Origin of the sequence: Desulfoluna spongiiphila, assembly GCF_900101345.1 — a bacterium.
GTDB lineage: Bacteria > Desulfobacterota > Desulfobacteria > Desulfobacterales > Desulfolunaceae > Desulfoluna > Desulfoluna spongiiphila.
In genome coordinates this window covers 115573-136597 of sequence record NZ_FMUX01000019.1, presented here as the reverse complement: position 1 = coordinate 136597, position 21025 = coordinate 115573, and the positions used below count along the sequence as shown (strand labels likewise).

Here is a 21025-nt window from a genome sequence, read left to right as displayed (position 1 = left end):
TGTCATCAATCAGAAGTCAACGCCCAGCTCGATTGCCCGGCCAGAAGGCAGACGGCATCCAGGGTCCGCTTCCGCCCCTCTTTAAATTGCGGGGTGCCGAACCCCTTGTTCCAGCTCAACCCGGAGACGTCATCGGACACCGTCATCAATGCGGACATCTTCACTTTTCGATAGCGGGCCGCAGCAAAAAAGGCCGATGCCTCCATCTCCACGGCCACGGCTCCCAGGTCCTTGAACCGGTTGATCCGCTCCGGGGTTTCCCGGTAGAGCGCATCGGTGGTCCAGGCTTTGCCCTCGGCAACAGAAGCTCCTCCCCGTTCAAGGGTTGCCCGCACAAAGTCGGTCTGGGAAGACGAGGGGGCCACACAATGCCCCACGGCCTCCACGCCATAGTGAAGGGAGGTGCCTTCATCCACAAAGGCCCCGGTGAGAAGCAGGGTCTCTCCGATGCCGGGCTTACCCGTAAGGGAGCCGCACCACCCGGTAAAGAGGAAGTAGGTTCCGCCCCAGGCCACAAGATTTTCCAGGAGCATCACCGCCTGGGGAGAGCCCATAAAAGGCCCTGCAATGGCGATGTTTCCCGTTCGAAACAACCGCATGGGCATGGGGACGCCCTTGACCTCTTTGGCATCCAGGTTTTTGATCAGTTCGGAAAAGTCAGGCTGAGTGGCTGCAAGAACCACCTTTTCAGGAATCTCCGGGCCTTGCGGGGGGGTCACAATACCTGTTGGCATGGGTTAATCCTCCTTTTTTCCGATAACGCCGTAAAATGTATCACTTGTTCAACACGTGCCGCTATCTCAATATATAATAGATCGCGGTACGGCACCCTGATTATTTTACGGATTCTCAATATTGCAGGAAACCAACGACAAGCACCCCGACCCCATGGGAGGTTACGGCAGGAAAGGTCTGGTCGGGACGGCAATGCAGAAAAGGGCAGTGCAAGACGCATGGGCGCCTTTAAAAAAAGGCCCGCCGGAAGACCGACGGGCCATACAGCTCCTTAGCCCATGGGGTCAAGGTTGTTTTCCAGCTCATCTTTGATGTCGTCGATGATATCGTAAATAAAGCTGATGTCGCTGATGGAGAGGCGGCCCGCCTTGGCGGGGGCGCGGTCGGTGCCGTCCTTTTTCTTAAGGATGCGCGGCCCGATCTGTACCTTGGGCTCCCCTTTGTCATACTGGTTGATGGAAACGAGAAGGCCGGTGTCTTCACATCGCCACTCTTTGAGTTTCTTATCCTTTTCCGGATCAAATCCAGCCATGGACTCCTCCATTTTTTCTTGATGGCGGCCTGTCGTCAAAAGAACGAGAGACCGGATTAATGGTATTGTAACTATTCAGCTTATGCCTCCGGCGGCCCTGCCGGAGGCAGCTTTTATGATCAAGCGGAAAGCTTGGAAAAATCGGCAATGTCACCAAAGAGCCCGGCAATGCCGGCCAGGATGGCCAGGCGGTTGGCCCGGACACTGGCGTCTTCGGCCATGACCATGACGTCCTCGAAGAACCGGTCCACCGAAGGACGAAGGCCTGCCACGGCAGACAAGGCCCTGGCGTACCCGCCGTCCTTGAGGGCGTCTTCCACCTCGGTACGGGTGGCGGTAAAGGCGTTGACGAGCTCTTTTTCGCTGTCATGCTCAAAAAGAGCCGGGTCCACGGAGGCGACGCCCCCTGCAAGGTCGGCTTTTTTGATGATGTTGACCACACGCTTGAAGGCTGCGGCCACGGCTTCGAAGTCCGCCTTCTCCTTGAGCTCGGAGAGGGCTTTCACACGCATCCAGATGTCGGGCACCACGTTGATGCCCACGGCGGTGACGGAAGCCACCACGTCTTTGGCGTATCCCTCTTCAAAGAGAAGGTGGTCGATACGACCGCGGATAAAGTCGATGATAGCCGAAACCGTTTCGCCTGTGTTGACCTCGATGCGGTCTGCGTAAGCGGCCACCCCCTCTTCCAGCACGGGCCGGAGGGGAAAGGCGTAGCCCATCTTCACCATGATCTGGGCGATACCGATGGCCTGGCGACGCAGGGCGTACGGATCGGCGCCACCGGTGGGAATCAGGCCCGCTGCAAAACAGCCGCAGAGGGTGTCGAGCTTATCGGCCAGGGCCAGCAGGGCCCCTTCGTCGGTCTGGGGAAGCTCGCCGCCGGAGTAGAGGGGCTTGTAGTGTTCCTGGATGGCGGCGGCAACGGCCGCATCCTCCCCTGCCCGCTCCGCGTAAACCCGGCCCATGACCCCCTGGAGCTTGGTGAACTCCACCACCATGTGGCTGACGAGGTCGGCCTTGCAGAGTTCGGCAGCCCGGGTGGTGTGTGTGGCCACGTCGGACGAGGCACCGGCGGCCTCGGCCAGGACACCGGCAAGGTGCTTGATGCGCCCGACCTTGTCGTGGACCGTGCCGAGCTTCGCCTGGAAGAGGACCCCTTTAAGGCGCTCCACCCAGGCATCCGGGCTCTCTTTCAGGTCCTGGTCGAAGAAGAATTTAGCATCGGCCAGACGGGCGCGCAGCACCTTTTCATGGCCGCGTCGCACCAGGGAGAGATCCTTGACGCGGGTGTTGTTTACCACGAGGAAGGCGTTCTTGAGTTTTCCGGCCTCATCCACCACGGCAAAGTACTTCTGGTGCTCCCGCATGGAGGTGATCAGCACCTCGTCGGGCACGGCCAGGAAATCTTCGTCAAAGGTTCCGACGACCACCACGGGGTACTCGATGAGGTTGGTGACGGTATCGAACAGCTCGCCATCGGGCAGCAGGAAGCCACCGGCCTCTTTGGCCGCCTCGGTGACCCGCTCCTTGACCATGGCACGGCGGGCATCGAAGTCCGCGATGACATGGACCGCTTCAAGGGTCTCCAGGTAGGTGTCGGGATTTTCGATCACCACGGGCCCGGGGCTCATGAAGCGGTGGCCGAAGGAGGCGTTTCCGCTGGTCACGTTGCCGAAGGAGAAGGGAATTACAGCATCTCCCAGAAGCGCCACGATGTTCTGGACGGGACGGGCAAAGGTAACGGAGAGATCAGCCCAGCGCATGGTCTTGGGAAAGGGCATCTTGTGGATCAATTCAGGAAGAATCTCCGACAGGACCTCCACGGTGGCCTTGACCTCTTCGGCCACGCTGGCACAGAGGTAACGCCCCTTTTTGGTCTCCTTGATCTCAATCTCCGTCACATCGATCCCCACCTTTTCCGCAAACTTCACGGCGGGCATCTTCGGGGTGCCGTCGGCATCGTACCCCACGGACTCAGGGGGACCGGTTACTTCGGTGGTCTCGGCCTTCTGGCTTTCGGCCACACGGGTAACCATCACGGTGAGGCGACGCGGGGTGCCGCAGGTGGTGACCTCCCCGGCATCGATGCGGTTCTCTTTAAGCCTGTCGGCCACGGCGTTGGCCAAAAAATCAAGGGCGGGCCGAATATACCCTGCAGGAATCTCTTCCGTTCCAATTTCAAAAAGTAAGGTCTTCATATCTCACCTGTGTGTCAGCTGCGTCGATGGTGCAGCGAAATCTGTCTTAAGGGCGGGCGGGTGCCCGTCACGGAACCTCATCAGCCCTGCTGTTTCTTCAGCATGGGGAACCCGAGGCGTTCACGCTGCTCGATGTAGCCATGGGCGCAGAGACGTGCCAGGTTTCGGATCCTGCCGATGTAGCCGGTTCGCTCGGTGACGCTGATGGCTCCGCGGGCATCAAGGAGGTTGAAAAGATGCGAACACTTGATGCAGCACTCGTAGGCGGGAAGGACAATCCCCTCTTCGATGATGCGCTCGGCCTCTTTCTCATACTTCTTGAACAGGTCCAGGAGCATGTCCACGTCGGCAATCTCGAAGTTGTAGGTGGACTGCTCGACCTCCTGCTGATGGAAGATGTCCCCGTAGGTCAGGGTATCGTTCCACTTGAGGTCGTAGACGCTGTCCACGCCCTGCAGGTACATGCAGATACGCTCCAGGCCGTAGGTAAGCTCAACGGACACGGGCTTGACTTCAATGCTGCCCGCCATCTGGAAATAGGTAAACTGGGTGACCTCCATGCCGTCGAGCCAGACTTCCCACCCGAGACCAGAGGCCCCCAGTGTGGGTGATTCCCAGTCGTCTTCCACAAAACGGATGTCATGGTCCAGGGGGTCGATCCCCAGCACTTTGAGGCTCTCGAGGTAGAGTTCCTGAACGTTTGCGGGTGAAGGCTTCATCAGCACCTGGAACTGGTAGTAGTGCTGCAGGCGCATGGGGTTGTCGCCGTAACGACCGTCGGTTGGACGACGGGAGGCCTGGGCGTAGGCCACCTTCCAGGGCTCGGGGCCGAGGCACCTCAAAAGGGTCGCAGGGTGAAAGGTCCCTGCCCCCACTTCAAGGTCTAAGGGCTGGCTCAACACACAGCCGGTGCCCGCCCAGTATTTCTGCAACGATAAAATCACATCCTGAAAATTCATCTTTAGATTCCTCAAATAACTCGGTGCCTGGAAAGACGCATCCTAAAAAGTTGGGTATGAACTCACACCCCGCCCCTTTCACGGTCGTAAAGGTTCACATGATTCGATGGTCTGCAGACGCAGAGGGTATCGCGTCGCGACACGCAATATAATGGGGTCCCGCGCCGCCACAACACAAAATAGAAGGAAAACACCCGGAGGCATCCCTTTGCTGCACGACCATCTTATTTTAACCAAAGAAAACTACATGATAAGATACCGATAGTCAATCAAAAGGCACAGGGTATCCGGACCGTCCCGGAAAGTTCGCAAGAACCCGGAAACACAAAAAAAATTCCTTCCGGCATCTCGTCGACGAGCCAAACTTTTGAAAAGTTTGACAAAGGGTAACTATTCAGCCCCAATAAACAGCCTTCTATGGTTAAAGCCTGATGAATCACAGGGTCAAGAGGGCTCAGGAAAAAACAAAAACAATGCCTCCGGCGGCGAGGTGTGCCACCTCGAAAGCAGGTTACAAATGCGCTTTCCCCTTCGTTCCTCAGGGAAAAACACATTCGCTATTGATTTTGATTGGTCTGAGTCTGTTTTTTAAAGCCTGTTTATTAAACCCGTCGTTGATAAGATCAGGCAAAAGTTTAGCCCCCGGCAGGGCCGCCGGAGGCATAAGCTGAACAGTTACGATAAAGGCGGTGGCGTGGCCCTTAAAATACCGCCCGTCAGGGCCTCTCATCTCCCGCCTTGTGGATCGTCACCCCGTCCCACGCCACCCCGGCGGGCAGCACCCCTGCCCCGGGAGTCTCGGAACAGATGGACGACCAGGCGGTTTTCACCGCCAGCACATCGGCTGCCTCACCAACGGTCCAGAGGCACCCCCCGCCTCCAGCCCCGGTGAACCGTGCCCCGCACCCGTGGTCCACGGCGGCCGCAACCAATGCCTGCCCGGCCTCGTCAAGGACATCCGGGGTCATGGAGACACGGATTCGGGTCTCTCGGTTCATGAGCTCTGCGGCTTCCCGCCAGTCCTGTTCGGCCATGGCCCCGGCAAAGGCGTGGGTCAATCCAATGGTCCGGTGCCACTCATCCCTGTGCTTCCCGCTCAAGAACCCTTTGACCCATCGTCCGTTGATATCAAGGGAATCATGGGGAATACCGCAGTAGGCCACCGCGAAATGGGACGAAAGATCTGCGGTACCGGGGGTGAGCACCGGAGTCCGGCGATGTGCCCCTTCCCCGTCCCAGTGCCAGAGGGAGACCCCGCCGAAGGCGGCGGCCACCTGGTCCTGAATGCCACAAACCACACCTGCCACGGCGCTCTCCACAGACTGAGCGATACGGGCGGCGCGCCATTTTAAGGCATCCCCGTTTTCCATGCCCTCAAGGGCCACAAGAAACGCCGCGCACAGGGCCACCGCCGCCACGGAAGAGCCCCCCAGGGCGCTCCGCGGGGGAGAAGCCGAATCAATGTCGATGGCCACCCCCGATGCGTCAAAAAAGGCGGCAATGCCGAACATCAGACCCATGGGATGATCAAAGGGAAGCTCCCGGGCGGGAAACTCGGCCGATTCGAATCCCCGGGAGGCGATGCGGACTCGCCCCCTGGTATACGGAGAAATTCGAACCCGGGTCCGAAGGTCCAGGGCCAGGTTAAAGGTGACGGGGTCCAGATGCCGCAAGGGAAGGTGGAAGGTAGCCAGATCAAGGGTGCCCCCCATATCCACCCGGCAGGGTGCGGAGGTAACCACGGTTGTGGTGATGGGACGGCCTGTCTCGTTAGGCATGGCGGGTTGTCCTTTACATGGATCGGATTTTGGAAAGAAAGGAGAGGCTCTTGGGCTCACGACCGAGGTGACGGGGCAGGAACCGTTCCAGAAGGGCCAGGGCCTCTCGCTCTGCCATGGGGCTGAACCGAACACGAAAGGCGCCCTCCAGCCCTTCGTCCTGAACCCATCTCAGCTGCTTCAGGGTCCCCACGGAAATGGCCATGCGATGGCGGGCCTCCCCACGGCACCCGGGACAGACAAGCCCCCCCCGGTCCAAATCAAACAGGACCCGGTCTCCGGAGGGATTTTCCAGGGACTCCCCGCAGCCGGCACACTGGGCCAGGGCCGGTGCAAACCCCGCAAGATCAAGGAAAATCACCTGAAACAGGATACTGACGCCGCCAGGGGACCTCCGGGTATCGTTGAGGGCGCCCAGGGCTGCTTCAAAGAGGGCAAACAGGCGCTCCTGGGGCACCTCCTCTTCCAGCCACTGAATGGTCACTTCGGACCAGTACCCGGCATAGGCCGATCGCAGGTAATCGGTCCGGATGGACTCATAAGGCGAAATAATGGAGGCCTCTTCCAGGTAGGGAAGGCCCTTTCCCTGCCGGGTAACGATCTCAAGGAGGGTCGAAAGCTCCAGGACACCGGAAAAGCGTTTCACGCTCTTTTTGGCGTTCTTGGCAAAGGCGCTCACCTTGCCCTTGTCCGGTGTAAGAAAGGTGAGGACCACATCGTGGTCCCCGTACTCCACCTTACGGAGCAAAATAGCCCGGGCCTTCCGGATGATTACCTGGGGAACAAGGGCCATACCGGTCTTAAAGCCCCAGGAGCTGGGTAGCGATCTTAAAATAACAATAGACGCTGATGATGTCGATGCTGGTGGTGACAAAGGGGCCCGTGGCCACGGCCGGGTCGATGTTGATGCGTCCGAACACCATGGGAACCAGGGAGCCCACCAGAGCGGCGATGGACATGGACGACAGCACGGCCAGCCCCACGGAAACGGCGAGCATCGCCGTGTTGAGCTCCGCGCCGAACCGTATCTGTGCGGCAAGTGCGATAAGCCCCCCGTAGATGATCCCCAGAATCATGCCGATGCAGAGCTCTTTGCACACCACGTTCCGGAGGTCGTCGGCCACGAGGCGTCCCGTGGCCAGGCCCCGCACCACAATGGTGGAGGACTGGGTGCCGATGTTCCCGCCCATCCCCATGATCACGGGAAGAAAGGCGGCCAGGTAGGTGACCTGTTTCAGGGTATTTTCAAAGTGACCGATAATAAAAAAGGCCAGGATCCCCCCGATGCAGCTGGCAAAGAGCCAGGGAAGACGGATCCGGGTGCTGCTCACCACAGACTGGGTCTCCACGAACTCCTCGCCCACACCGGCCATTTTCAGCATGTCCTCGGTGGCTTCCTGTCGAAAAATATCGATGACGTCATCCACGGTGACGATGCCCATGAGGCGGTTGTTGTCGTCCACGACAGGGACGGCCAGGATATCGTAGCGTGCCACGATCTTGGCCACCTCTTCCTGGTCCATATCGGTCTTCACGGAAAAGATGTCCGTGGTCATGAAGTCCCTCAGGGGCGTTCCGGGCTTGACCACAACAAGCTGGCGAAGGGAAACCACCCCCACGAGCCGTTCGTGCTCGTCCACCACGTACAGGTAAAAGGGCATCTCCACATCGGGGAAATCTTTCTGGAGGGACTCGATGGCCTCCCGGGCCGTGTTCTCTTCGGAGAGCGCCACAAAATCGGGCACCATGATACCGCCCGCGGTGTCGTCATCGTAGCTGAGGAGGTCCTCCACCTCTTCGGACTCCTCGGTCTTCATCTTCTCAAGGACAGCGTCGGCCTTTTCCGGGGGGAGGTCGGCGATAAGGTCCGCCACGTCATCTGCAGGCATGTGATCGAACACATCCAGGAGCTCTTCCACCTCAATGGTCTCGATGAAGTCCGTGAAGGTGTACTCGCTGAGTTCACTCAGCAGCACCGCCCGCTGTTCATAGTCCACTATCATGTCGAAGAGTTTGCGTTGACTGTTTACCGAAAGATTCCTGAAGACAACGGAAAGGTCCGCCGCGTGGGTTTTGTTGACAATTTTTTGAAGATTGGTGATGGCCCCGCGCCTCAAAAGCCGCTTGATGGTCTCTTCAAGAATTTTGTTCCTGTCTTCGCTCATGGTCTACCTCCCCGCATGACAGGGCCCCTGCGGCCCCGACGCCAGACAGGGCACAACAGTCGCCAAGGGCCCCGTAAAAACCGGGCTCCCCTTCGAGGCTGCCGTGTCCTGTTCCAAGGCCCGACGGGATCAGAGGCGCGGTTGTCCTGATCACGTCGGGGTTAAAAGGTTTCCCGCCACGGCCTGTGGCGGTGCAGAAATAGAAGAAGCCGGCCAGTGCCTGCCGGCCTCCACAACGGGGCGCCATGGCCCCTGAATATATCAGATCCGTCATGGAATCCAGAGGTTCACCGGCCGCCCGCACGGCCCGGGGATTTCCACGGGCCGCCCGTTGTAGAACAGGGCCACGGCGCACTTGTCTTCCAGAAGAATGTTAAAGCTTTCCACTGCACGGATGGAGATGCGCTCGCCCTGTTTCATGGCATAGGGTTTGGGCAGGCTGCCGTCGGCGCTTACCTTGACCTGGCCCTTTCCGGCCGAAAGAATCTCCAGCAGGAGCCCTTCGCGTGTCTTTTCAGGGCGCCTTTTCTCTTTCACTTTTTTTTCGGGTATGATGCGAGCCTCGGAGGGAGGCTCTGCCTGCTGTGATACGTTGGTTTCAGGGGGCGTCAAAAAAAAAAGAGACCCCGCCGACAACAAGGGACACCAAACAAATCAGGATAAACACCAGCCCCAGGTTCCGCTTTCGGTTACCGGGACTGCAGAAGCTGGCACCCTCCCGGGAGGGAGGGTGCGCCTCCAGATAGAGGGAAACCGCGGTATCACCATCGGCTCCGCACGCCTCTGCCATGGACCGAAGAAAGCTCTTGAGGAGCACATCTTCGGGAAGAACGCTGCGGTTTCCCGCCTCGATGCTCTCCACCACGTGGCGGGAAAGCTTTGTTTCTCGACACACCGCCTCAACGGTGATGCCATGTTGCAACCGGGTCTCCCGAAGGTATTCGTTAAACTGGGGCCGTTCCCGCACCTCGTCGTTGTTTTCAGCCATGCGCCCCCTTCCTTCACGCCGCCGGCCTGCGGTATTACTGAATCACCTTGATATGTGCTTCTTTTTTTAAGTCACTGAGCCACTGGGCAAATTTCTTGCCCACGGCGTCCTGATACAACTGATCCATAATGGAGGATCGAAGGGCCTCTTCAAGGGGCTTGTTCCCAAGCTCCTTCTTGTTGGCCTCGTAGTAGGCCTGCACATCTTCGTCGGTGATAACGATTTTCGATTTCACCTCGTAGCTGACCAGGCGGTTCCTCAGCAGCTGATGCCTGATCTCGCTGCGATAGGTCTCGTAATCAAGGCCCTGTGCCTTGAGCTGAGCCCTTAAGGCCTCATCGGTAAACTGATTGAGGCTCTTGACACGTTCAATGGCACGGTCCACTTCCTTTTCGCCGATATGGATATCTTTTCTCGCCACAAGCTGGTCGGTTAGTTTTTTCTCCACAAGCTGATTGATCAGGTCCTCACGAAGCTTGAACCGCATCTGCATCTCTTTTTCAAGAGGGTAGTTCATCTGGCGGATCTTCTCTTCATAGGGAGCCAGTTCTTCGTTCAGGTCTGAAAGGGTGACCACATCATCGTTGACCACGGCCACGATGCGATCAATCACTTCTGCTTTTTTCGCCCCCGCCGTTCCTGCCACAAGGCAGGCCGATACGGCCACGAGCACACAACACACCAATTTTTTAAAATGTCCGGTCGTTGACTTAATCATAATTTCGTCCGACTCCGTTTAAACACTGCCTGCCCGAACCGCCGTAAACACAAAAGCGATTCAACGCTTACAGCCAGAATGGGTTCCACACGTGCTGGGTTTTTCCCATGGGTGGAACACTATGGCCTGCCTTCTTCAAGGATCTTTTCCCACAATTCGCCGTTAACTTCAATTGAATATTTTCCTTCAGCGCTCCGCCGCCAAGCACGATAGGCGGCCTCCATGTGGGATCGCCTGACCTGTTGGACCAGCCCCTCTTCGCTCAGCCCCGAGGGGACCCCGCCCTGGACGGCCTGAAAGTCGGCGTAGGAAAGGGGACGTTCATTCCTGAATTCAGAAGCAAGGACCTTGTCCATCAGCAGCCGTTTTGCCAGGCGGCGTTTCCAGAGGTCATATGAGAGCCCGCGATCCATCAGTTCCTTTTCAAAGGCTCCTTCGGGATATCCCGCCCGGGCCCGGGCTGTGGCCATTTCCAGTGCCTCTTCCCCAAGGGCGACCCCCTTTTCATCGGCAAGGCACATGAGCACAAGCTCTTCCTTAAGTTGATGGAGCACACCCTGACGGATGGCCGCCACCTCCTCTCCGCTGGAGAGGCTCTCATAGGGGTACCCCTGGAGGGCCAGCTTCAGGGCATCCTGATAGTCTCCCACGGTAACCGCCCGGCCCCGGCATGAGAGAAGGGGTGTTTCAGGGGCCTCGGCGGCTCCTCCGGTACACCCCGTAAAAAGCCCGCCAAAAACCATCACGGTGGCCAGGGCCAGCAGCCCCTGTTTAATCGTCTGCCGGGTTAACATACGCTGCCACCTCCTTGAGAATATTCTTGCATTGTGTCAACAGGCTGCTGTTGCTCCCTTTGGTAAGGGTCGCACGGAACAACAGGTCCGGGGTAAGCTCGTAGCGCCCCTCTCCCCTGGCCGTCACCTCCACGATGGCGTGGGGCACCTTCTGGTGAAGATCGGAAAAGGAGAGAGAGAGCTGGGTGCCGGACAGTTCGAGCTTTTTAACGCCCGCCCTCACCGCCTGGATCCTCAGCATGATCTTTAACAGCACGTTCATGGCCTCTTCGGGCAGCTTCCCGTACCGATCGACGATCTCGCCTTTGATGTCGGCAATCTCCTTGAGTTCCCCCATGCGGGCAAGGCGCCTGTAGAGCACCAGCCTCTGCTCGATATCCGGGATATAGTCTTCCGGGAAGAAGGTGGAGAAGTTCACGTTGATCTCCGGCTCCAGGGCATGGACCTTGGGCTGCCCCTTCAACTCGGAGATGGCCTCGTCCATGAGAGTGAGAAACATGTCGTAGCCCACGGCGGCGATATGCCCCGACTGGGAGGCCCCGAGGGCAGCGCCTCCGCCGCGTATCTGGAGATCGCTCATGGCGATCTGAAAGCCGGAGCCCAGGTCGGTGTGCTCCATCAAGACCTTCATGCGCCGCGCCGCATCCCGGCTCAGGCGGGCCTCTTCGGGCACAAAAAGATAGGCAAAGGCCTGCTCGTCGCCACGGCCGATACGGCCCCTGAGCTGATAGAGCTGGGAGAGGCCGAAGCGGTCCGCCCGGTTTACGATCATGGTGTTGGCCGAGGGGATATCCAGGCCCGACTCAATGATGGTAGTGGTCACCAGCACATCGATCTGCTTCTCCACAAAGGCGAACATCACCTTTTCGAGCTCCCGCTCGGTCTGCTGGCCATGGGCCACTCCCACCCGGGCCGTGGGAACCAGGTCCCGAATGCGATCGGCCATGCGCTCAATGGAGGCCACGTTGTTGTGGACGAAAAAGACCTGGCCCTGGCGGTCCAGCTCCCGGGTGATGGCTTCCCCCACGATGGCGTCATCGTATTCGGCGATATAGCTGATAATGGCCTGACGCTCTTCGGGCGGGGTGGAGATCACGCTGATGTCCCGCATGCCGGCCAGGGACATGTGCAGGGTCCTGGGGATGGGGGTGGCAGACAGGGCCAGCACGTCCACGGTGCTCTTGAGCCCTTTGAGCTTCTCCTTGTGACGGACACCGAACCGCTGCTCCTCATCGATGATCAGAAGGCCCAGGTCCTTGAAGTCCACGTCCCCAGAAAAGAGGCGGTGGGTCCCGATGACGATGTCCACCTTGCCCTCCCCCAGGGCTTCGACAATGCGTCGTTGCTCGGCCGCCTTTCGGAACCGGCTGAGGCTCTCCACGATGACCGGGTAACGGTCAAACCGCTCCCGGAAGGTCTTCAGGTGCTGCTCGGCAAGGACCGTGGTGGGCACCAGCACCGCCACCTGCTTGCCGTCGGCAACGGATTTAAAGGCAGCGCGCATGGCCACTTCGGTCTTGCCGTACCCCACATCCCCGCAGACCAGGCGGTCCATGGAGGTCTCCTTTTCCATGTCATCAAGGACATCTTCGATGGCACCGAGCTGGTCACGGGTCTCTTCGTAGGGAAAGGAGGCCTGGAATTCGTTGAAGTAGGCGTCCGACGGGGAGAATTTAAAGCCTTTTTTCACCTTGCGTTCGGAATAGAGCTTGAGGAGCTCCCCGGCCATCTTCTCCACGTCTTTTTTAGCCTTGGCCTTCACCTTGTCCCAGGACTTGCCACCCATGCGGTCCAGCAGGGGCTTGTGTCCTTCGACACCCACGTACTTCTGGATCATTCCCATGCGATCCACGGGCAGGTAGAACCGGTCCTCGTCTTTGTACTCGATGGCAAGATAATCGCTGGTAATGCGCCCCACCACGATCTTCGTCAGGCCCACGTACCGACCGATACCGTGCTCGTCATGGACCACAAGGTCGCCCTCTTTCAGCTCCCCCAGGGAGAGGAGTTCATCCCGGGCCCGCCGTTTGGCGCTTCGCACCACCCGGCGCTTGGCCCCGAAGATCTCATCTTCTGTGATGACGGCCAGACCGGCATCGGGCCAGAAAAAACCGGTGGACAGATGGCCCACGGCAATGCGAAGAGCGCCCCCGCGTACCGATGCCTCGCGGTTGTATGCCCCCACAGGCGGCGCGATGCCATAGGGTTTCAACAAATCCAGGAGACGTTCCACCTGGGGCTCCCGACTGCAGAGGATCCAGGTGAGGTGCCCGTCCCGGCGAAGGGATTCAAGGCGATCCACCAGGGGCTGAAGGGGGGCGTCCTCCTTGGTGGGTCGGGTCTTGAGCTCGGCGGTGAGGGCGCTGTGGTCGGAAATCGACAGGGTCAGGGAGCTGTTTGTCTCCCGGGGTGCGGTGGCGACCATGGCGTACTCCAGCACCCGACAGGCCTTGAGGTGGGCAGTCAGGTCCTCCTCGTCCAGAAAAAGCTGATTCGGTTCAACGGTGAGGCGATTCCCCTTTTGGGCCAGCTCGTAGTTACCGGCCACCCGCTGGAGAAAAACATCCCGGCTCCGGCGCAACCCGTCGGGATCCGGAATCACCATGAGGGCGTTTGCCGGGAGGTAATCCATAAAGGTGTCCAGGCTCGGGTACACCAGGGAGAGGAGGCTCTCCACCGAGGATCCCCCCTCTTCCGCCTTGACCCGTCCCACCAGGTTCTTTACCTCGTCAAGGGGTACCCCGGCGTCGGCGGCCGCCCGCCGGATCCGCCCCACCACCCCTTCCAGGTTCTCCCGGCGCAGGATGGTTTCCCGGGCAGGAAGGAGGACCGCCTCCCCAAGGGAGCTCTTTCGCCGCTGGTTGGATGCGGAAAAAAGACGGATGGAGTCCACCACATCACCAAAAAACTCCACCCGCACCGGGTCATCGTGGTAAGGTGAGAAGAAATCCACGATACCGCCCCGCACGGAAAAGTCACCGGGCTCCTCCACAATGGAGGTGCGAACGTATCCCCCGGCCACCAGATTAGCAATGAGCTCGACGCGATCCACCTCCTCGTTGACCATCAGGAGATCGGCGTAGGCGTTCATCTCGTCTTTGGGGATCAGCCGCTGCATCAGGGTGTCCACGGTGGTGACCACGATCTTCGGCATCCGCCCTTCCAGCATGGCGTAAAGGGTCCGGATCCTCTTGGCGGATGTTTCCGCGTGATACGACACCGATTTGTACGGCAGGATGTTGTAGGGAGGGAACAGGGCGGCCGCCTCCTCGGCAGGCACACCGGCAAAGAGGGAGAGATCCCCCAAAAAGGTATCCACGTCCTTCATGGTGGGAAGAACCACCACAAGGGGCCCAGGGACCAATCGGGAGATGGTGTCTGTGACCAGGGCTTTTTCCGACCCGGCCAGCCCGGCGATGACAGATGAGGACCCTCTGTCCTGAGATTGCGTCAGGAAGGGACGCAGGATGTTTTCCACTTGATTTTGAGCCATATTCACTGTACGGAAACATTACGGTTTGAAGACAAAAGCGCTTGCCGGCAAGACTGAGCCCCCAACACGCCACACCAGATTGGTTGCACCGAATGCCGGCTCTCCCCCCTCTTTAAAAAACGTAGATAAAAACGAAAAGAAGCATCCGGCAGGATGCGTGCACAGAGCCTACAGGAAATACCCCGAGACAACAACACCCTTTTGAATCAGAAAGCCCCCGTTGCACTTACCCGGGGGATAAGACAAATCGCCCCGAAATACAGGGCAACGTACGTGCAAGCCAACGTTTTTTTTCACCTCAATTATCTAAAAACGGATGGCAATCATCCGAAACCGGGAGATCACCATGCATATCACTGTCATCGGTACAGGCTACGTGGGCCTCGTCACCGGCGCCTGTTTTTCCGAGATGGGAAACCACGTCACCTGCGTAGACGTGGACAAAGCCAAGATTGAGAACCTCAAAAATGGGGTCCTTCCCATCTACGAGCCCGGCCTTGAGGGTCTGGTGACAAGCAACCACAAGCTCGGGCTCCTCAATTTCACCACAGATCTATCCGAAGCCATGACACACTCCGACCTCTTCTTCATCGCCGTAGGAACCCCGCCGGGAGAAGACGGCTCCGCAGACCTCCGATACGTCCTGACCGTGGCCCGTGAAATCGGGGAAAACCTCTCGCGCTACGGCGTCATCGTGGACAAATCCACGGTTCCCGTTGGCACCGCGGACAAGGTCCGGCAGGTGGTTCAGGGAGAGCTGGACAAACGGGGGGTCTCCGTGGAATTTGATGTGGTGAGCAACCCCGAATTTCTCAAGGAAGGTGCGGCCGTTGGCGATTTCATGCGCCCCGACCGCGTGGTCATCGGCACCGATTCCCCGCGTTCCGAAGCCATCATGAAAACCCTCTATGCTCCCTTTTCCCGCATTCAGGACAAAATCGTCTCCATGGGCATCCGCGACGCGGAGATGACCAAGTACGCGGCAAACTCCCTTCTGGCCACCAAGATCTCCTTCATGAACGAGATCGCCTTCATGTGTGAAAAACTCGGGGTGGATGTGGAGAGCGTCCGAAAGGGGATCGGCTCGGACAGCCGCATCGGCTACAGCTTTATCTACGCAGGGTGCGGCTATGGAGGGTCCTGCTTTCCCAAAGATGTACAGGCCCTGATCCGTTCCGCCGGAGAGGTGGGCTTTACGCCGCTTATCTTAAAGGCCGTGGAGACGCGAAACGCCTTCCAGAAAAAACGCCTCTTTGAAAAGGTGGTGGCCCATTTTGGAGACGATCTGACCGGACGCCGCTTCGGGGTCTGGGGGCTGGCCTTCAAGCCGGGTACAGACGACATGCGAGAAGCCCCGGCCGTGGTGGTCATCGATCAGCTCATCGCCGCAGGGGCCACGGTAACAGCCTACGACCCCGTGGCCATGGAAGAAGCAGGGCAAAGCCTGGCCGGGCACCTGAAGAGCGGCAGCCTCACCCTGGCAGACCACCAGTATGACGCCGTGAAGGATGTGGACGCCATGCTCCTTGTCACCGAATGGAAACCGTTTCGCCAACCTGATTTCGAGGCGATGAAACGCCTCATGGCCCAGCCCGTTATTTTCGACGGAAGAAATCAGTACAACCCCGAGCAACTCAAAACAGAAGGGTTCCACTACGAAGGCATCGGCCGCTGAACCCAACAAAAAAAAGCGGGCACGCCGTTGGCGCATGCCCGCTTTTTGTAAATACTTGTAAGGGTGATCCACAGCCCCTACTGGCCGGTGAGGCCCTTTCGGCTGATCCCCTTGGGACCTTCATCCACGTACTTGGCTCCGCCGACGTACCGCCGGAGTCTCATCTGCGTCACATCAAACCGATCCACCCGGTTCGCCATCTGGGATTCGCAGATTTTTCGCATCACGCTCTTGATGCGCTTGGGGGTATCGATCTGGTCCGGGTGCCTCTGGGTCAGCACGATACGCATCCCGTACTCCACCTGGGCCACCTTTTTTTTCAACTCTTCCAGCCCCTTCTCGTTTTTCATGACGACCGTCACATCAAAGGTGAGAATGGAGTGATCGTTCAGCAGGGTCTCGAAGTGCACGGGGTAACTGTACTCCTGTGAGGAACAGGCCGTACAGGCAAAAACCAGCAGGATCAACCCCAATTTTTTCAATGTCATAACACCATCCGTATCAGAAAAATGACCACTCCGGAAAGACGCCCCAAAACCCGTAAATCAAATACAAACCGGGCCCACCGCACCAATAAAACCCGTGACGTTACCGCAGAAACCAGCCCCTGTATTATAGTCAATAAGTCATGCAACACGTTAGCCTAATACTGAACTTTGGAGGAAAGAGTTACATGTTTAATTGAAAATTGCAAACGTTCTGTTTGACGCGCCGATGAGGCATTTGGTAAAATTTTGATTTATTGAGAAATTACACCACCCACGCGGTTTTCGCCCCCTCTTTACCGCCTGACCCTGTCGGCTGAAAACCGGTCTGGAGACTTCAGATGACCCCAGCAACCGTGCTCTTCGAGGCCCGGGACAACACCGGTATCCTGCGTCTCAACCGGCCCCATCGCATGAACGCCGTCATTGAACGCATGTACGAAGAGCTGGGGGCCATACTGGACTCACTGCCTTCGGACCCCGCCGTACGAGCCCTGATCCTCACGGGTGCCCCCCCCTTGCCCGACAACACCACCAGCGCCGGACAGCCCGTCAAGGAGGCCTTTTGTGCCGGTGCGGACCTCAAGCACCACGCCGACGGAGGACGTACCCCCACGGAAAAAAAGGCCTACATCGAGCTGGCCCACGCCACCTGCCTGAAACTCCGCACCCTTCCCCTTCCGGTTATCGCAGCCGTCAACGGCCCCGCCCGCGGTGCCGGCACCGAGCTGGCCCTCAACTGCGATTTTGTGCTCATGGCCGACACAGCCACCCTGGCCTTTCCCGAAACAGGCCTCGGCACCATGGTGGGCGGCGGGGTCACACGCCACCTGGAACGCACCGTGGGCCTGGCCCGGGCCCGGGAACTCATCTACACGGGCCGGGTCCTGAACGGGCCCGAAGCCGTTCAAACCGGCCTGGCCCTTGCCAGCGTGCCCGCAGACCACCTGTTAAGCGAAGCCATGGCCCTGGCCGCCCGCATGACCGACAAAGCGCCCCTCTCCATGGCCCTTGCCAAATCCCTCATGGAGCGTGCGCCCTCCCTTACGCTGGAAGAGAGCTACGCCGAAGAGACCAAGGCCATTGTCGCATGCATGGAGAGCCGGGACTGGCAGGAGGGCATTGACGCCTTTAAAGAGAAGCGCCGACCGATATTCAAGGGGGTGTAACCATGGAAGACCTTCACCGCATACTCAACGCCGACTCCGTGGCCGTTATCGGCGCGTCGCGGGATGAAACCAAACGGGGCTACCAGGCCGTGGCCACCCTGAAGAAGAGCGGATTCGAAGGAGGGATCTACCCCGTCAACCCACGGGAGCGACGCATCCTCGGTCTGAGATGCTACGCCGACGTAGAAGAGATCAAGGAACCGGTGGACCTGGCCCTCATCACCACGCCGGCAGCCACCGTGCCCGGCCTCCTTGCCCAGTGCGGCCGCAAAGGCATCGCAGGGGCCGTCATCATCGCAGGGGGCTTCGGTGAAATGGGCCCCCAGGGCAAACGCCTTGAAGACGAGATCCTGGAGACGGCCCGTTCCCACAACGTCCGGCTGGTGGGCCCCAACACCTCGGGCATCATCAACATGTGGACGGGGCTGAACCTGGTGGGACTCTCCAACGTCCCCAAAGGGGACATCGCCCTGCTCACCCAGAGCGGCAACATTGCCCTTCACCTCATCACCGAGGCCACCCTCCGAAGCCACAAAGGGTTCTCCTACTATGTGGGCGTGGGCAACGAATCGGACATCCACTTTGACGAATACCTGGAATTTTTCCGCCACGACGAAAAAACCAAGGCAATCCTCATCTATGTAGAAGGATTGCGGGACGGCAGGACCTTTCTCCAACAGGTGTACAAGACATCCCGGCAAAAACCGATTATCCTGTTGAAAAGTGGCCGGACCTCCACGGGGCAAAAGTCGGCGGGATCCCACACCGGTGCCCTGGCGGGCATCTCCGAGGTGGCACGAACCTCCTTTGAGCGGGCGGGGATCATCAACATCGAACACCCGGACCAGCTCTTTCCCGTGGCCGAGACCCTCTCCAGCCTCCCCCATATCCGAAACAAAAAAGTGGCCATCCTGGCCGACGGCGGAGGCCACGCCACCATCGCCTCGGACCTTCTCACCGACCTGGGCCTTGAAATCCCCACCCTGTCGGACCGGGCCCAGGCCAGGCTGCGGGAGATCCTCCCCCACAACGCCGCGGTCTCCAACCCCGTGGACGTGGCCGGTGGCAGCGACGCCAACCCCGAGATCTTTGCACGCTGTGCCAGGATCATCTTAAACGACGCCAACGTCGGCGGCCTTCTCATCGCAGGCCTCTTCGGAGGCTACGCCATCCGCTTTGCCGAAAAGCTCCGGTTCCTTGAGGAAGACGCGGCCCACCAGATGGGAAAACTCGTCCAGAAATCGGGCAAGCCCATTGTCCTCCAGAGTCTCTACAATTCGGTAAAGCCCCACTCCCTGGAACTCCTCCGGTACTACGGGATCCCCGTCTACGAGTCCCTGGACATCGCCACAAAATGCGTGGGAGCCCTCTCCCGGTACGGCCAGTACATCTCCGCCTACAAATACAAAACCACCTTTGAATTCAACTGGGGCGCCAAGGCAAAGAAAAAAGCCGTCCGGATCATCCAAAATGCCCGCACCGAAGGACGCCGATATCTCTTTGAGCATGAAGCCAAAGAGGTTCTGCGCAGCCACGGTGCCCCGGCCATGCGCGAGCATCTGGCCAAGACCGCCGACGATGCCGTCCGCCTGGCCGAAGAGATCGGCGGGGCAGTGGTGCTCAAAATTGTCTCCCCGGATATCCTGCATAAAAGCGATGCCGGGGGGGTGCGCCTCAACCTGGAAAACGAAGACCAGATCCGCAACGCCTTTCACCGCATCATCGACAACGCCCGGGAGTACAAATCCGACGCCGTTATCAAAGGATGCCTTGTGGCCAGCATGAAGAAAAAAGGGGTGGAGGTGATCATCGGCACCAAGATCGACCGCCAGTTCGGTCCGGTGGTGATGTTCGGCATCGGCGGGATTCTCGTGGAGGTGGTGCGGGATGTCTCGTTTCGGGTGCTGCCCCTCTCCCGTACCGCTGCCTCGCGCATGATCGACGAGATCAAATCAGCCCCCATCCTAAACGGCTTCAGGGGCTCCCCCGCCCTGGACAAACAAGCACTCAGCCAGCTGCTGCTCACCGTCTCGGAGGTCATTGAGTCCTACCCGGATATTGAGGAGATGGACCTGAACCCCGTCATCGTCCATGACCAGGGCATCGACATCGCCGATGCCCGGATGATCCTAAAAAAGGACCCCGTGGACCTGACCGGCAAGGGCTGATGCCCGTGAATACACCCTTTTCAACCGCTGCAACACTGAACATCAGGAGAGCTGACATGACGGAACCGTCCCCCTTTGATCGCCAGGATGTCCTGGGCCTTCTTTTTCACCCCCGTCCCGGGCTGCCTGTGGCCCGAGAGACCGACCGCTGCTTCGACCTCTTCATCCCCTCCCACGACGGAGAGCGCCTTGCCGTCCGCTGCCACATGGCAGACCCGACGCTGCCCACCCTCTTCTATTTCCACGGCAACGGAGAGGTGGCCTCCGACTACGACGAGGTCGCCCCCCACCTCACCGGATGCGGCTTCAACCTCATCATCGGAGAGTACAGGGGCTACGGCCTCTCCCGGGGAGAGCCTTCGGTGGCCCACCTGCTGGCCGATGCCCGGGCGACCTTTGCCTTCATGGACGAGTGGCTGAAAAAAAGAGACTACTCCGGGCCCAGGGTAATCATGGGCCGGTCCCTCGGCAGCGCCCCGGCCCTGGAGCTGGCAACGGCATTCCCCGAAAAAATCCGCGCCCTGGTCATCGAAAGCGGATTTGCGCGGCTCATTCCCCTGCTCCGCACCATCGGCCTGCCCGAATGGGTGGAGCTGCCCGATGAAGCCGACGGACCCGCCAACCTGGCAAAAATCAGCACATACACAGGACCGCTTCTCATCATCCATGCCCATGAAGACGGCATCATCCCCTTCCACGAAGGCGAAGACCTCTTTTACGCCTCCCCCTCATCGGAGAAGCACTTCCTCGGAGTGAAACACGCAGGGCACAACGACATCTTTTATGTGGGGCACCGGGACTATCTGGACCACCTGGCCCGCCTTTCCCGTCGCCTTATGCACTGATCCTGTTAAAAACCCAAAAAAAGCAGATTGCGAATGCGCTTTGCCCCCATGTCACGGCGTAACCGCAGGCGAAGACGGATCGCTTGTCTCGCCGGAGCCCATTGCCATTTATCGAATGATCTCACATAGACACGGTCGTAGGTGGAGTCCTCGGGTCAAATCACATCTGCCTTTCAAACAAACGTCGACCTTGATCATCGTTTGGGCCATCGGCCTGTTTACATCCCCCCCCCCGAACACCCTTGTCCACTGGAGCGCCGCACTCCGGTGCGGCTCGGGTAACGACGGACTAAAAAGCCGCACCGGAGTGCGGCGCTCCG

General features: G+C 59.1%; 17 protein-coding genes. 4 read left to right on the top strand and 13 right to left on the bottom strand.

Features of this window, described 5'->3' with window-relative positions:
* Positions 1-5: 5 nt before the first annotated feature.
* From BLQ12_RS21005 to mfd, 12 genes are all read right to left on the bottom strand, one after another.
* Complete coding sequence (locus tag BLQ12_RS21005) at positions 6-734, bottom strand: nucleoside phosphorylase (RefSeq protein ID WP_092213810.1); 729 nt, start codon at positions 732-734, stop codon at positions 6-8.
* A gap of 272 nt (positions 735-1006) precedes the next feature.
* Positions 1007-1267: a hypothetical protein gene (locus BLQ12_RS21000; RefSeq protein ID WP_092213808.1), complete on the bottom strand. Its 261-nt coding sequence runs from the start codon at positions 1265-1267 to the stop codon at positions 1007-1009.
* 119 nt (positions 1268-1386) lie between these two features.
* Entirely contained in the window at positions 1387-3468 is a 2082-nt protein-coding gene (gene glyS / locus BLQ12_RS20995; protein WP_092213806.1) for a glycine--tRNA ligase subunit beta, read from the bottom strand.
* 80 nt (positions 3469-3548) lie between these two features.
* Positions 3549-4427, bottom strand: coding sequence for a glycine--tRNA ligase subunit alpha (glyQ, locus tag BLQ12_RS20990; RefSeq protein WP_092213804.1), 879 nt, complete (start codon positions 4425-4427; stop codon positions 3549-3551).
* A gap of 716 nt (positions 4428-5143) precedes the next feature.
* Positions 5144-6205 (bottom strand): GHMP family kinase ATP-binding protein, encoded by a 1062-nt coding sequence (locus BLQ12_RS20980; RefSeq protein ID WP_092213800.1) that lies wholly within the window; start codon positions 6203-6205, stop codon positions 5144-5146.
* Between the two features lie 13 nt (positions 6206-6218).
* The gene (gene recO, locus BLQ12_RS20975) at positions 6219-6998 is read right to left on the bottom strand and encodes a DNA repair protein RecO (RefSeq protein WP_092213798.1); all 780 of its coding nucleotides are present in this window, start codon (positions 6996-6998) and stop codon (positions 6219-6221) included.
* A gap of 7 nt (positions 6999-7005) precedes the next feature.
* Positions 7006-8370, bottom strand: coding sequence for a magnesium transporter (gene mgtE, locus BLQ12_RS20970; RefSeq protein ID WP_092213796.1), 1365 nt, complete (start codon positions 8368-8370; stop codon positions 7006-7008).
* Between the two features lie 270 nt (positions 8371-8640).
* Complete coding sequence (locus BLQ12_RS20965) at positions 8641-8907, bottom strand: hypothetical protein (protein ID WP_139164061.1); 267 nt, start codon at positions 8905-8907, stop codon at positions 8641-8643.
* A gap of 61 nt (positions 8908-8968) precedes the next feature.
* Positions 8969-9358: a helix-turn-helix domain-containing protein gene (locus tag BLQ12_RS20960; RefSeq protein WP_092213792.1), complete on the bottom strand. Its 390-nt coding sequence runs from the start codon at positions 9356-9358 to the stop codon at positions 8969-8971.
* Positions 9359-9392: 34 nt separating this feature from the next.
* Positions 9393-10076: a SurA N-terminal domain-containing protein gene (locus BLQ12_RS20955; protein ID WP_092213790.1), complete on the bottom strand. Its 684-nt coding sequence runs from the start codon at positions 10074-10076 to the stop codon at positions 9393-9395.
* A gap of 119 nt (positions 10077-10195) precedes the next feature.
* Positions 10196-10870, bottom strand: a complete 675-nt coding sequence (locus tag BLQ12_RS20950; RefSeq protein WP_092213788.1) for a SurA N-terminal domain-containing protein — start codon at positions 10868-10870, stop codon at positions 10196-10198.
* A complete protein-coding gene (mfd, locus tag BLQ12_RS20945) occupies positions 10848-14363 on the bottom strand; it encodes a transcription-repair coupling factor (RefSeq protein WP_092213786.1) in 3516 nt (1171 codons plus the stop codon). Before mfd ends, BLQ12_RS20950 begins: the two co-directional genes overlap by 23 nt.
* Before the next feature lie 346 nt (positions 14364-14709).
* Here mfd and BLQ12_RS20940 point away from each other — a divergent pair, with 346 nt between their 5' ends.
* Positions 14710-16038, top strand: a complete 1329-nt coding sequence (locus BLQ12_RS20940; protein WP_092213784.1) for a UDP-glucose dehydrogenase family protein — start codon at positions 14710-14712, stop codon at positions 16036-16038.
* Between the two features lie 77 nt (positions 16039-16115).
* Here the strand turns inward: BLQ12_RS20940 and BLQ12_RS20935 are convergent, their stop codons facing one another.
* Entirely contained in the window at positions 16116-16526 is a 411-nt protein-coding gene (locus tag BLQ12_RS20935) for a hypothetical protein (RefSeq protein ID WP_092213782.1), read from the bottom strand.
* Positions 16527-16864: 338 nt separating this feature from the next.
* Here BLQ12_RS20935 and BLQ12_RS20930 point away from each other — a divergent pair, with 338 nt between their 5' ends.
* The 3 genes from BLQ12_RS20930 to BLQ12_RS20920 are packed head-to-tail and all read left to right on the top strand — an operon-like array spanning position 16865 to position 20705.
* On the top strand, positions 16865-17692 hold the full coding sequence (locus BLQ12_RS20930) for an enoyl-CoA hydratase/isomerase family protein (RefSeq protein ID WP_092213780.1): 828 nt from the start codon (positions 16865-16867) through the stop codon (positions 17690-17692).
* A 2-nt stretch (positions 17693-17694) separates the two neighbouring features.
* Entirely contained in the window at positions 17695-19860 is a 2166-nt protein-coding gene (locus tag BLQ12_RS20925; protein WP_092213778.1) for an acetate--CoA ligase family protein, read from the top strand.
* 56 nt (positions 19861-19916) lie between these two features.
* On the top strand, positions 19917-20705 hold the full coding sequence (locus BLQ12_RS20920) for an alpha/beta hydrolase (protein ID WP_175469981.1): 789 nt from the start codon (positions 19917-19919) through the stop codon (positions 20703-20705).
* The last annotated feature ends 320 nt before the right edge of the window (positions 20706-21025 follow it).